Below are 11614 nucleotides of genomic sequence, written 5' to 3'. Positions count from 1 at the left end.
TTGGCTGTGAGCAATTACTCACTTGGCATCAATTAAGTCAAGCCGGATTCGTTGCTGCAGCGCAGCACGGCGAAGCGCACGGCGTCGTGCGCCAAGCGCTTTGTGGGCGTTGGAGATGGATGTCGCCGGATTTTTCGGCGCGCTGCGGGGAAAGGCTGGCCTGCCTATTGGCAGGCGATCTCGGCCAGGATCCAGTCGCGAAAGGCCCGGATCTTCGGCACATTGCGCCGCGCCGTCGGATAGACCAGCCAATAGGCATGACCGTCATCGCCGACCAGATCGAAGGGCTGGATCAGCCGGCCGTCGGCGAGCTCGGCCTTGAACAGCGCCCTAGTTAGGATCGCAACGCCATGACCGGCAATGGCGGCATTCGCCTCATAGGCCTGTGCCCCCATGCTGGTGCCGGGGCGGCTGGCAAGTTCTTCCGCCGGCACGCCGGCAAGCGCGAACCATTCCTTCCACCAGATATCGCAAGGATCGAGAATGGGCAGCTTGAGCAGGTCGGCCGGTTCGTTGACGCCACCGATGCTGGCAGCGAGCCTGGGGCTCAGCACCGGCGTGAAATCGGCCCTGAACAGCATGTGGGTTTCCACCCCCGGCCAGTTGCCGCCGCCGGAGCGGATGGCGATGTCCATATCCTCGCGGGCGAAATCGACCACCCGGTTCGAAGTGTCGACACGCACCGCCAGTGACGGATGCGCGACCTGGAAGGAGCCGAGGTGCTGCGCCAGCCAGTTGGAGGCGAAAGTCAGCAGCGTCGAGACACACAGCACTCCGTCGGCGCCGGTGCGCGCGGCGGAATAGGCTCCGCTCAACAGGGCGAACGCCTCGCTGACGGCAGGCGCCATGCGCTGCCCGGCCTCGGTCAGCACGATCTGCTTGGGACGGCGCAGGAACAGAGGCGCGCCGACGCGCTCTTCGAGAAGCTTGATCTGATAGCTCGCCGCCGCCTGCGTCATGCCGAGCTCCTTGGCCGCCTTGGTGAAGGATAGATGCCGGGCCACGGCTTCGAACACCCGGATCGCCGCGAGTGGCGGGAGCTGGGAGAACTGCCGTGGGTTGAGTTCGGGCATAAGGCCTCCTTATGGGCCATGATCGACGTTTGATTGGAAGAGGGGGCCGATCAAGCCGATATCTGGGGTCGACGATCACTCTCGTCCAGACATAGCGGAGGCTGACGATTATGACCACGGTACAGGAAAAACTGTCCTTCACGCCAGGCTACAGCTGGTTTTCGTTGCTGGCGCGCGGATTTGCTCGGCACACGGCAAGGCGGCGGACCTACATCGACATAAGGGAGTTGTCGCCGCATCTGCAGCGCGACATGGGATTTCTCGACGGCAACGACCCCCGTAAGCCGTACAAATAGGCTTGCCGATCTTATGGAAAGTCAACTGGCCGCCAGCAGCGCGGCAGCGGTTCGCTCATCGGTGATAAGGCCGTTCACCAGCCGCCGGTTTACTGCCGCAAGTATGCCCGGAAGCTTGCGCTCGCCCATGGCCAGCGCAATGACCAGCGACCTTTCGCGCGACGGCAGTGCGGCCGACGACACGCGGTCGTTGGTGATGCCCTCGATCATGCGGCCTTCGCGGTCGAACACCCAGCCGACGATCTCGGCGATGCCGCCGGCCTTCTGCAATGCCTTTAGCTCACTCTCCGAAATGAAGCCGTCCTCGTAGAGCGGCGCCTTCGGGCCGAGATCGCCGATGCCGACGAAGGTCACATCGGCCTCTGCCGCGAGCGCCAAGGTCGGCTGGATCATCGGCTGGGCGAGCAGCATCTCGCGCTCCTCCGGCGAAGAGGCGATGACCGGCAGCGGCATCGGGAACGAGCGTGCCTTGACCCTGTCGGCCATGGTGAAGATGACGTTGTAGAAGGCGGCCGAGCCGTCAGGCGAAATGTTGCCGGTCAGCGACACCACCTTGTGCTGCGGACACTCCATCGGCGGCAGCTGCTCGATCGCCGCCTTCAGCGTGCGCCCGGTGCCGATTGCCATGACGATCGGCGCCGGCGATCTCAGCCGCCTCTCGATCTCCGCCGCAGCCGCCTCGGCAACGCCGACGATGGTGGAAGAGGAGGTCGGGTCGCTCGGCACGACCTCGACCAGATCGAGCGCGAAGCGCGATTTCAGCCGCGCCGCCAGATCGAGGCAATTGGCGATCGGGTGGTCGACGCGCACCTTGATCAGCCCTTCCGACACGGCCAGCGACACCAGCCGCTGCGCCGTCTGCCTGGAGATGCCGAGCGTGGCGGCGATCTGGTCCTGGGTGTTGCCGGCAACATAGTAAAGCCAGCCGGCGCGCGCCGCGTCGTCCAACCGGTTGCTGCCGCCATCTTGCCGCGAATTCACGTCTTGCCTCCCAAGCCCCGCCTAGTATGCAAGCGGGCGCTTTAGCTTACAAGGAATGGCGCTGTGCGCAATTGTCTATCGAAAAGGGCAATTGCTTAAGCCCTTTGGCACCCTTGGGCGGGAAACTGGCATTGCAGGTCAGGACCTCCGCGAAGCGGCTGCAGCCTCATCAATATCGGGGATCGCGGGTTCGACGGTTTATCTCCGGACACAAACGCTTTATGGGGGTCACAAAAGGAGCCTTGCATGACGCCGAAAGCGGTTTTCTGGGATATGGACGGCACGCTGGTCGACAGCGAGCCGCTGCACGAGGCAGCCCTGGTGGCAGCGCTGCGCAGCGTCGGCATCGCGCCGCCGACCAATTTGCACGAGCGGGTGCTGGGCGTCGCCGCATGGCCGGTCTACGAGATGCTGCGTGGCGAGTTCGGCCTCGACCTGCCCTTCGACGACTGGATCGTGCGCAAATACGATCATTATCTGCCGCTGGCCGAGACGCTGAAGCCGCGTCCCGGTGCGATTGAGATCTTTAACGAGTTGCGCGAACGCGGCGTGCAGCAGGCAGTGGTGTCCAACTCCGACCGGCTGATCGTCGATGCCAATCTGCGCGCGGTCGGACTGATCTATCCCGGCATGAAGACGATCAGCCGCAACGATGTGCACGAAGGCAAGCCGCATCCAGAACCCTTCCTGCGCGCCGCCTTCCTCGCCGGCGTCGAGCCGGCTGACGCTGCGGCAGTCGACGACAGCCGCACCGGCGCCATGGCCGGGCTGGCGGCGGGAATGCGCACGATGTTCTGGCCGGAGGCGCCGATGGAAGGGCCGCCAGGTGCTGTCGTCATCAACAGCGCCGAAGATCTGCGCCGGGAATTCGGGCTTTAGAAATAGCTTTCAGTTCCGGTAGACCGGCTCCTGCTCGTCGAGGATCGCCTTCAATTCGCCGAGATGGCGCTCGGCCTGGCCGGGATAGTCGTCCATCTCGCTCGCCGTCTTCTCGGCAATGGCGTCGGACAGCGTGCGCAGCGGACGGCCAGTCCACAGCGCCTTGATGTAGGTTTCGGCGGCGCGCTCGAAGTAGAACATGCGGTTGAAGGCATCGGCGACGTTGTCGCCGATGACCAGCACGCCGTGATTGCCCATGACCATGACCTTGACCTTCGGATCGGTCAGAAGCTGCGAGCAGCGCTCGCCCTCCTCCTCGAAGGCCAGCCCGCCATAATTGGCGTCGACGACATGACGGTTGAAGAACATGGCCGAGTTCTGGTCGATTGGCGGCAGGGTGGAGTCGGCGAGCGATGCCAGCACGGTGGCGTGGACCGAGTGCACATGCATGACGCAGCGCGCATGCGGCACATTGCGGTGGATGGCGCCGTGCAGGCCCCAGGCCGTCGGGTCGGGCGCATTGGGGCCGGAGAGCGTCTCGGGATCGTTGGCGTCGATGAGCAGCAGGTCGCTGGCCTTGATGCGGGAGAAATGCACCTGGTTGGGATTCATCAGGAACCTGGTGCCGTCCTCGTTGACGGCCAGCGAGAAATGATTGGCCACTGCCTCATGCATGTTGAGCCGCGCCGTCCAGCGGAAGGCGCAAGCGAGATCGACGCGCTCCTCGTAGAAGGGCAAATTGGTCAGCGGCTCTTTCTGCAGGCGGGCAATGCTCATCGACAGTACTCCGTGAAAGACGCGAAGATGCCGCGCGACTGACAAGCGCGCAACCGGTTTCGTTTGGTGCAGACCCAGTAGGATGAGGCTGCGCCCTACGCCGCCGTGCTTGTGGCGGCACCGACGCTGAGCCCACCATGCTCGACGATGAAATCGATCACCTCCTGCAGGCCTTTGCCGCGCGACAGGTCGGTGAAACCGAAGGGCCGCTTGCCACGCATGCGGGCGGCGTCGCTTTCCATGACATCGAGATTGACGTTCACATAGGGCGCCAGATCGCTCTTGTTGATGACAAGGAAATCGGAGCGGGTGATCGCCGGTCCACCCTTGCGCGGGATCTCCTCGCCCTGGCAGACCGAGATGACATAGAGTGTGAGATCCGCGAGATCGGGAGAGAAGGTGGCGGCAAGGTTGTCGCCGCCGGACTCGATGAAGATGACGTCGAGATCCGGAAATTTCTTGTTCAGCTCGGCGATCGCCTGCAGGTTGATCGAGGCATCCTCGCGGATGGCGGTGTGCGGGCAGCCTCCGGTCTCGACGCCGACGATGCGGTCTTCGGGCAGCGCCTGCAGCCTGGCCAGCATCATGGCGTCTTCCCTGGTGTAGATGTCGTTGGTGACGACGGCGATGGAGAACTCGTCGCGCAGCGCCTTGCAGAGCTTTTCGGTCAGCGTCGTCTTGCCGGAACCGACAGGGCCGCCGATGCCGATGCGAAGGGGACCGTTGGCTTGGGTCATGTCGAGAACTCCGTGATGGCAAGGACTGCAAAGCCGAGCCCGATCAGCAGGCAGAGCGGCGAATAGTAACTGACGTCGAGCCGCGCGAAAGGCTGCTCGGGCGTGAGCCGCCGCCACCAGGGCGTGAAGCCGGCAATGCCGCGCCCGAGAAAAACAAGCGCAATCAGCATCGATGTGGCGGCGAGCCCGACATTGGGAAAGGGCGACGCGAACACGCCCTCGAGCGCCAGCGGCCACAATGTCGCCAGGCCAAGGCAGGCGGCGACGGCAAAGCTGGCAAAGGGCGAGGGCATCTCACTGACGCCGCGAAAGCCGACGACGGCATGGGCGCAGGACGCAGCGTCCCTGCCCGGCCAGACACCGCCAATGCCCCAATAGACATGCAGAGCGGTGATCACGAGCAGGACGAGTGACAGCGCAAAGGCGAGGAGGATCATGAGCGAAACAGTCGCGAATATTGAGTTTCGTGCTTCATCGCCATGACGTCGGAGACGAAGGCGCAGCCGCCGAGATCGTCTGTTGTCGAGCCGGCGGCACGGGCCGCCGTCGCCAAGGCCAATGGCTCGAAGCCGGCGAGCAGCACGGTGGCGTCGCGCTGGCCGACGACGCCGAGCCGGATCGCCGCCTGGACGAGGTTTGAGAAGAAGGCCTGCAGGAAGGCGGACAGTGCGTCGTGCAAGGCGATGCCATTGCCGCCGGCCACGGCACCGACAGCGACGCAATAGGCGCAGTCCTCCGGCAAACGGTCCAGCACCTGACACGACCAGGCCGAAGCCGCTTTCAGGAAGGCGGCGCCCTGCAGCATGGTCTCGGCATGACGCTCTCGCGAGCCCGCCAGCGCCTCGGCGAAGGCGGCAATCTCATCAAGGTCGCCGGTTTCGCGGGCGCGTCGCCAGGCTTCGGCGAACAGCACGGCATCGTTCCAGCCCGAGCCCATCTCGACCAGCGTCTCCAGCCAGGCAGCGAGGCTTTGCCTGTCGGTTACCAGCCCGTCATGCACGGCGCGTTCGAGACCATGGCTGTAGGAGAAGCCGCCGACCGGAAAGGCCGGCGACAGCCATGCCATCAGCCGCAGCAAGGCGATGCCGGAAGGCTGGTCAGTCATGGTGGTGATGGTCGTCATCATGCGAATGGGTATGACCATGCGAATGGGAATGCGACTCGCTGTGGCTATGCGAATGCGCTTCGGCATGGCTGTGCGCATGTGCATGACCGTGATCATGGCCATGGCCGCCATGACCGGAATAGGCACCGCGCACCGGCTTGAACGGCTCGGAGACGTCGCTGACAGTGGCGCCGAGCCCTTCCAGCATCGTCTTGATGACATGGTCGCGCAGGATGAGGATGCGGTCGGCCTCGATGCTTGCTGCGAGGTGGCGATTGCCGATATGCCAGGCGAGTTCGGCCAGATGCACGGCATTGCGGGCGCGGATGTCATAGACCTCTTCATGCGCCGCGACGATCTCGACATGGCGACCGTCCTCCAGCACCAGCCGGTCGCCGTCGTTCAAGGCGACCGCCTCCGGCAGATCGACCAGCACCTTCTCGCCGCCTGACGTCTCGATGGCGCGGCGGCGCAAGTGCCGCTCGTCATGAGCAAGCACAGCCTTGGCGTAAGGCACGGTCGTTCCCGCCTGGCCGGCGGCAAGCACGGAGACGGCACGCGGAAACTTGGTGAAGTCCGTGCGGATATCGAGCTTCATCTGGAAGATCCTCCATTGGCCTGCGCGCGGGCGCGGGCCGGCCGGGCCAGCACGCGGTCGAAATAGGCGTTGACGCTGTCGGACCCTATCGGAAACCGGCCGGCGCGAGCCCAGCTACCCATATCGCCTAAAAGCACGTCGATAGCGGAAAAGCGGTCGCCAAGTGCAAAGGGCCGGTCGCCAAGCCGGCGGTCCAGCGCTTTGACCTCCGTGGCGAAGTCATAAGCCGCGGCGGGGCCGACATCGACCCGGACCTCCTTCGGCAGCAAAAAGCGGTGGCGCACTTTGTTCCACAGCGGCGCCTCGAATTCCGACTGGGCAAAATGCATCCAGGAATCCATCTCGGCGCGGCCGGCGAGACCGGGATTGGCGCCCATGCCCTTATCCGCGTGCTTTTCGCCGAGATAGACGCAGATCGCCGCCGAATCCGTCACCGTGAGCTCGCCGTCGATCAGGATCGGCACCTTGCCGGACGGGTTCAGCGCATAGGCTTCCGGCGAGCGCAATTTGACCTCAACGAATTCATAGGGCTGCCCGAGTTCCTCGAGCATCCAGAGAACACGGCTGACCCGGGATCCGCGCGATCCAACGGCCTTGTACATGGTTGAAACCTGCCTTTTCCGAGAAGCCTAATCCATCCGCTGCCGTCATACGATCGTGTCGAAGAGCCGCAGGATGAACGATACCTGATAGATCAGCGTGCCGGCGACGAAGACGATGTGAAAGCGGCGATCGCGGACCAGGATGGCTGCGATACACAGCGCAACGAAAACCGGGGTGCGGATGAGATATTCATTGCCGTAGTGGGCGAAATGCTCCGGCCCTTTCAGCAGCGTGTCGACGACATCGAGCAGATAGGTCATCGCCAGCAGGCCGAAGAACCAGGCGCGACGCGAGTAGAAGAAATCCTCGTAGCCGGTGTAGTCGAGCATGGAGTCCGGGAACAGCAGCGCGCAGAGCAAGAACAGCGTCACGGCATAGAAGATGAGGAACAGGTACGTGCCGAAGGTCCAGGTCTCGATGGCGTAGAGGCCGAATTCCCACCACCAGAAATGCACCAGCAACAAAAGCATGGACCCGACCCAGGCCAGATGCACGGGATAGAGCTTGTACTGGCCGGGATGCTGGACGATGCGGGCGAGCCCCGACAGCAGCCGGGTGACGCCGAGGCCGATCACCATGCCCATGACGATGCGGATATGCGGGAAGACGTCGTGGGGAGAAGCTATTTCGGTGGCCATGCCTGATCACAATGCGGGTTCTGCTCGACGGCATATTGCGGGGTCCGGATTTCAGTCGCAACGCATTTTGCCCGGGCAATGCCGGCGTCAAAACAGAAAATACCTTTGCGCCATCGGCAGCACGGTGGCCGGCTCGCAGGTCAAGAGCTCACCGTCGGCGCGGACCTCGTAGGTTTCGGGGTCGACCTCGACATGCGGCGTGGCGTCGTTGAGCACCATCGAGTGCTTGCCGATGCCGCCGCGCGTGTTTTCGACCGCGACCATGGCCTTGTCGACGCCGAGCCTGGCCTGCAGTCCTGAGTCGAATGCTGCCTTGGAAACAAAGGTCACCGACGAGTTGGTCAAGGCCTTGCCATAGGCGCCGAACATCGGCCGGTAGTGCATCGGTTGCGGCGTCGGGATCGAAGCGTTGGGGTCGCCCATAGGCGCGGCTGCAATCGAGCCGCCGACCAGCACCATCTCCGGCTTGACGCCGAAGAAGGCCGGGTTCCACAGCACGAGGTCGGCGCGTTTGCCGACCGCGACAGAGCCGATCTCCTTCGACAGGCCATGCGCGACGGCCGGGTTGATGGTGTATTTGGCGATGTAGCGGCGGACGCGGAAATTGTCGTTGTCGCCGGTCTCCTGCGGCAGCGAGCCGCGCTGGCGTTTCATCTTGTCGGCGGTCTGCCAGCAGCGGATCGCCACCTCGCCGACGCGGCCCATGGCCTGCGAGTCCGAGGAGATAATCGAGAAGGCGCCGATGTCGTGCAGGATGTCTTCGGCGGCGATGGTCTCCTTGCGGATGCGGCTTTCTGCGAAGGCGATGTCTTCGGGGATCGACGGCGACAGGTGATGGCAGACCATCAGCATGTCCAGATGCTCGGCCAGCGTGTTGACGGTGTAGGGACGGGTCGGATTGGTCGAAGACGGGATGACGTTGGGCAGGCCGCAGACCTTGATGATATCGGGGGCATGGCCGCCGCCGGCACCCTCGGTGTGGAAAGCGTGGATGGTGCGGCCCTTGATCGCCGCGACGGTGTTTTCGACAAACCCCGACTCGTTCAGCGTGTCGGTGTGGATCATCACCTGCACGTCGTACTCGTCGGCGACCGACAGGCAGCAGTCGATGGCCGCGGGCGTCGTGCCCCAGTCCTCGTGCAGCTTCAGCGAGCAGGCGCCAGCGAGCACCATTTCTTCAAGGGCGGCCGGCAGCGAGGCGTTGCCCTTGCCCGACAGGCCGATGTTCATCGGGAAGGCGTCGAAGGACTGGATCATGCGTGCCATGTGCCACGGCCCCGGCGTGCAGGTGGTGGCCAGAGTGCCGTGCGCCGGACCGGTGCCGCCGCCGAGCATTGTTGTGATGCCGCTCATCAGCGCTTCCTCGATCTGCTGCGGGCAGATGAAGTGGATATGCGCGTCGAAGCCGCCCGCGGTCAGGATCTTGCCCTCGCCAGCGATGATCTCGGTGCCGGGGCCGATGATGATGGTAACGCCGTCTTGCGTGTCCGGATTGCCGGCCTTGCCAATGGCGGCGATGCGGCCATCCTTGAGGCCGATATCGGCCTTGAGGATGCCGGCCGACGCATCGATTACCAGCGCGTTGGTGATGACGGTGTCGACAGCACCTAGCGCCCGCGAAACCTGGCTCTGGCCCATGCCGTCGCGGATGACCTTGCCGCCACCGAATTTCACTTCCTCGCCGTGAACGGTGAGGTCCTTTTCCACCTCGATGAACAATTCGGTGTCGGCCAGCCGCACCTTGTCACCGACGGTCGGGCCGTACATCTGGGCGTAGGCGGCGCGGGTAATTCTAGCCATCAGAAACTGCTCCCGAAATGCGGCTGCGAAGCCGTGCTCCACATTGCCGCCATCCTATGGTCACGCAATGACCTGCTAAGCGACACCTTGTGTTCCCATTTGGCGGTTGAGGTGGGCGAGTCACCCCAAAACGACCGTTTGCCAAATCGATGGAAGGAAGATCCATGCGCAAAGCGATACTTATTGCGGCCGCCGCCACCCTGGCGCTGGCGAGTGCAGCCAGCGCCCAGCAGCAGCCTGCCCAGCAACAACCCACTCAGCCGCCGGCGGCACCCGCCGCGCCCGGCGCGCAGCCCGCCGTGCCGACGATCCAGAGCGTTAACATCGTCGACATCACGGAGCTGCCCAAGGACACCCAGACGCAGGTCAACCAGGTGATCGCCCAGCGCGGCGAGGCCGGCCTGCAGAAGCTGCGCAGTTCGATCGACGCGACGCCCAAGGTCAAATCGGCGCTCGAAGCCAAGGGGCTGAGCTCGGCGCAGGTGATCGCCGCCAGCATGAACACCGACGGCGCGCTGACGCTGATCACAAAGAAGGCGAGTTGATCCGAGAAAGCGAGCTGACGCGTGGTTGCGGCGGGCCGACACCCGGCCCGTCCGCCACATCAGAAAGGGAACCTTCGCCGGGCGGGATTCGTTTCTATCTTTTCGCGCTGAACCGCGTCCCGAAAAGAGTTCCGTCTGGAGCGAGCGATGGCGATCACCCCCTACTTGACCAAAAAATGGCTGCGCACGGTTGCGGCTATAGCTTTTCTCGCGGCGACCGCTGCCGAACTGAACGCACAAGGCCTCCAAAACACGGAGACCGTCGACCGGATCGTCGGCTCGGACGTCAAGCAGGAAGAGGCCAGGACAAGCACTGAAGCAGGGAAGGTCAGCGTCGCGATCGACCGGACGCGCGAAAACATCGGCACCGTGCGCAAGACATCCAAGCTCGACAAGGTCGATATCGTGTTCCTCACCGACGCGGCGCGCAGCGAAGGCGGGCCGCCGCCGGCGATCGAGACCAAGATCAAACAACATCAGGACGATATCGCGGAACTGCGCAAGGAAATCGAGGCGAACGCGCTGCTGTTCAACGCCATCGATTCCAGGCGCGTGCTCGCCGAGGACGTTCTCGCCGTCGAGTTCGACGATCCGGGACGAGTCGTCATCTATGCGGCGGCCAAGCCGTCGGGCTGAGCCAAAAGCTGTCGACTCAATCGATCTCACAGCTTGCCCATCACCTTCTGCTGGAAGCCGTAGACCTCGCGCTTGCCGCCGAGCGGCACCAGCGTGACGTCGCGTTCCTGCCCCGGCTCGAAGCGCATCGCCGTGCCGGAGGCGATGTCGAGGCGCATGCCGCGCGCCTTGGCGCGATCGAATTTCAACCCTTCATTGGTCTCGAAGAAATGGTAGTGGCTGCCAACCTGGATTGGCCGGTCGCCGCTATTGGCCACTTTCAGCGTCACGGTCGGCAGGCCCTTGTTCAGTTCGATCTCGCCGCTCGCGGTGATGATTTCGCCCGGGATCATCTGGCGCGCCTCACAGCACGCCGAAGACGAGACCGACACCAACGGCCGTGCAGGCGGCGCCGGCCGCGCGAGCTAGGCCGCGGAAACGCGTACCGAGGCCCAAACCAGCCGCAATGCCCGTTGCGTGGAGCAGCGCGGTGGCGACGGCAAAGCCGGCCATGTATTCCAGCCCGCCAGCGTTCTCAGGCACCTCAGTGCCATGGGCGTGGCCATGGAACAGCGCGAACAGGCCGAGAATGCCGACGCCTGCCGAGACAGGCAGATCAACCGCCAGCGCCACCAGCAGGCCCAACACCACGACGGAGGCGAGGACGCCCGGTTCGACGAAGGGCAGCGGCATGTGCAGCATGCCGAGCGCGCCGCCCACCAGCATGACGCCGACAAACGCCGCCGGCCATGCCCAGATTGCCTTACCGCCCTTGCGCGCCGCCCACAGCCCGACCGCGATCATCACCGTCATGTGGTCGAGGCCGGACAGCGGGTGCATGAAGCCGGCGGTGAAGGACGAGGTGGTGCCGACACCGACATGAGCGTAGGCGGGCATGGCGGCGGCGAGGAGCAGGATCGCCGCGAGCGTGGTGCGTTTCATCGGAGCTGATACTGATATCATCGAA

Annotated in this window: 16 protein-coding genes; 4 read left to right on the top strand and 12 right to left on the bottom strand. The window is 64.1% G+C overall.

The genetic code is table 11. The features are described 5' to 3' along the window. Nucleotides 1-164: 164 nt before the first annotated feature. Entirely contained in the window at nt 165-1073 is a 909-nt protein-coding gene (locus D3227_RS00765; protein WP_120011781.1) for a LysR substrate-binding domain-containing protein, read from the bottom strand. A gap of 110 nt (nt 1074-1183) precedes the next feature. On the opposite strand from D3227_RS00765, the gene D3227_RS00760 reads away from it, so the two are divergent. After that, nucleotides 1184-1369, top strand: coding sequence for a hypothetical protein (locus D3227_RS00760; protein WP_120011780.1), 186 nt, complete (start codon nt 1184-1186; stop codon nt 1367-1369). A gap of 21 nt (nt 1370-1390) precedes the next feature. On the opposite strand, the gene D3227_RS00755 is transcribed toward D3227_RS00760, so the two are convergent. Next, nucleotides 1391-2350, bottom strand: coding sequence for a sugar-binding transcriptional regulator (locus D3227_RS00755; RefSeq protein WP_120011779.1), 960 nt, complete (start codon nt 2348-2350; stop codon nt 1391-1393). Nucleotides 2351-2596: 246 nt separating this feature from the next. Between D3227_RS00755 and D3227_RS00750 the strand changes: the two genes are divergently transcribed. Continuing rightward, nucleotides 2597-3229 (top strand): HAD family hydrolase, encoded by a 633-nt coding sequence (locus D3227_RS00750; protein ID WP_120011778.1) that lies wholly within the window; start codon nt 2597-2599, stop codon nt 3227-3229. 9 nt (nt 3230-3238) lie between these two features. Here the strand turns inward: D3227_RS00750 and D3227_RS00745 are convergent, their stop codons facing one another. From D3227_RS00745 to ureC, 8 genes are all read right to left on the bottom strand, one after another. Beyond that, nucleotides 3239-4006, bottom strand: coding sequence for a class II aldolase and adducin N-terminal domain-containing protein (locus D3227_RS00745; RefSeq protein WP_120011777.1), 768 nt, complete (start codon nt 4004-4006; stop codon nt 3239-3241). Between the two features lie 95 nt (nt 4007-4101). Further along, complete coding sequence (gene ureG, locus D3227_RS00740) at nt 4102-4743, bottom strand: urease accessory protein UreG (protein ID WP_120011776.1); 642 nt, start codon at nt 4741-4743, stop codon at nt 4102-4104. Then, on the bottom strand, nt 4740-5180 hold the full coding sequence (locus D3227_RS00735; protein ID WP_120011775.1) for a DUF3995 domain-containing protein: 441 nt from the start codon (nt 5178-5180) through the stop codon (nt 4740-4742). The genes ureG and D3227_RS00735 overlap by 4 nt, the downstream gene beginning before the upstream one ends. Beyond that, on the bottom strand, nt 5177-5866 hold the full coding sequence (locus D3227_RS00730) for an urease accessory protein UreF (RefSeq protein ID WP_208646330.1): 690 nt from the start codon (nt 5864-5866) through the stop codon (nt 5177-5179). The genes D3227_RS00735 and D3227_RS00730 overlap by 4 nt, the downstream gene beginning before the upstream one ends. Then, a complete protein-coding gene (locus D3227_RS00725) occupies nt 5841-6446 on the bottom strand; it encodes an urease accessory protein UreE (RefSeq protein WP_120011774.1) in 606 nt (201 codons plus the stop codon). The genes D3227_RS00730 and D3227_RS00725 overlap by 26 nt, the downstream gene beginning before the upstream one ends. Next, nucleotides 6443-7048: a glutathione S-transferase family protein gene (locus D3227_RS00720; RefSeq protein WP_120011773.1), complete on the bottom strand. Its 606-nt coding sequence runs from the start codon at nt 7046-7048 to the stop codon at nt 6443-6445. Before D3227_RS00720 ends, D3227_RS00725 begins: the two co-directional genes overlap by 4 nt. Nucleotides 7049-7093: 45 nt before the next feature. After that, the gene (locus D3227_RS00715) at nt 7094-7687 is read right to left on the bottom strand and encodes a hypothetical protein (protein WP_120011772.1); all 594 of its coding nucleotides are present in this window, start codon (nt 7685-7687) and stop codon (nt 7094-7096) included. Nucleotides 7688-7774: 87 nt separating this feature from the next. Then, on the bottom strand, nt 7775-9487 hold the full coding sequence (gene ureC, locus D3227_RS00710; RefSeq protein ID WP_120011771.1) for an urease subunit alpha: 1713 nt from the start codon (nt 9485-9487) through the stop codon (nt 7775-7777). A gap of 164 nt (nt 9488-9651) precedes the next feature. Here ureC and D3227_RS00705 point away from each other — a divergent pair, with 164 nt between their 5' ends. Beyond that, complete coding sequence (locus tag D3227_RS00705; RefSeq protein WP_120011770.1) at nt 9652-10032, top strand: hypothetical protein; 381 nt, start codon at nt 9652-9654, stop codon at nt 10030-10032. Between the two features lie 147 nt (nt 10033-10179). Next, complete coding sequence (locus tag D3227_RS00700) at nt 10180-10668, top strand: hypothetical protein (RefSeq protein ID WP_120011769.1); 489 nt, start codon at nt 10180-10182, stop codon at nt 10666-10668. Between the two features lie 26 nt (nt 10669-10694). Here D3227_RS00700 and D3227_RS00695 read toward each other — a convergent pair whose 3' ends face one another. Beyond that, on the bottom strand, nt 10695-11000 hold the full coding sequence (locus D3227_RS00695) for an urease subunit beta (protein ID WP_120011768.1): 306 nt from the start codon (nt 10998-11000) through the stop codon (nt 10695-10697). Nucleotides 11001-11010: 10 nt separating this feature from the next. Further along, complete coding sequence (locus D3227_RS00690) at nt 11011-11610, bottom strand: HupE/UreJ family protein (protein ID WP_167480554.1); 600 nt, start codon at nt 11608-11610, stop codon at nt 11011-11013. Nucleotides 11611-11614: the final 4 nt, after the last annotated feature.

This window comes from Mesorhizobium waimense (genome assembly GCF_003601975.1).
GTDB lineage: Bacteria > Pseudomonadota > Alphaproteobacteria > Rhizobiales > Rhizobiaceae > Mesorhizobium > Mesorhizobium waimense.
This window is presented reverse-complemented; position numbering and strand designations above follow the sequence as displayed.